Origin of the sequence: Flavobacterium sp. (genome assembly GCF_003525665.1) — a bacterium.
Taxonomy (GTDB): domain Bacteria; phylum Bacteroidota; class Bacteroidia; order Flavobacteriales; family Flavobacteriaceae; genus Flavobacterium.
In genome coordinates, this window is record NZ_DQDX01000088.1 from 8,267 (window position 1) to 8,871 (window position 605).

At 43.3% G+C, this 605-nt stretch carries 1 protein-coding gene; it reads left to right on the forward strand.

The window, feature by feature from the left end:
- On the forward strand, nt 1–583 hold a 583-nt coding region (gene hemB / locus DIU01_RS06610), incomplete at its 5' end, for a porphobilinogen synthase (RefSeq protein WP_290832721.1).
- Nucleotides 584–605 lie beyond the last annotated feature (22 nt).

Sequence of the window (605 nt, forward strand, 5' to 3'; positions counted from 1 at the left end):
GATCGCCAACGACGCAACCAACGATGCTTTAGTAAAAATGGCAGTTTCTCACGCACAAGCTGGAGCCGATTTTGTAGCGCCAAGCGATATGATGGACGGACGTGTTTTGCGTTTACGCCAAGGTTTAGATGCTGCAGGTTTCCATAATGTGGGAATTATGAGCTATTCTGCCAAATACGCATCAGCGTTTTACGGACCATTTCGCGACGCCTTAGATTCTGCGCCAAAAGTAGCCGATGTCGAAGTACCAAAAGACAAAAAAACCTATCAAATGGATTACGCCAACCGCATCGAAGCCATAAAAGAAGCGTTAATGGATGTTGAAGAAGGAGCCGATATGGTAATGGTAAAACCAGGAATTGCTTATCTAGATATCGTTCGAGAGGTTAAAAATGCCGTGAATGTTCCGGTCACGGTTTTCCATGTTTCAGGCGAATATGCAATGATTAAAGCCGCTGCCGAAAGAGGTTGGCTCGATCACGACAAGATTATGATGGAACAATTAATGTGCATCAAACGCGCAGGAGCAAGTTTAATTTCGACCTATTTTGCCAAGGAAGCTGCGATTATTTTGAATAAATAATTTTTTCAGGAGCTATTTCCAG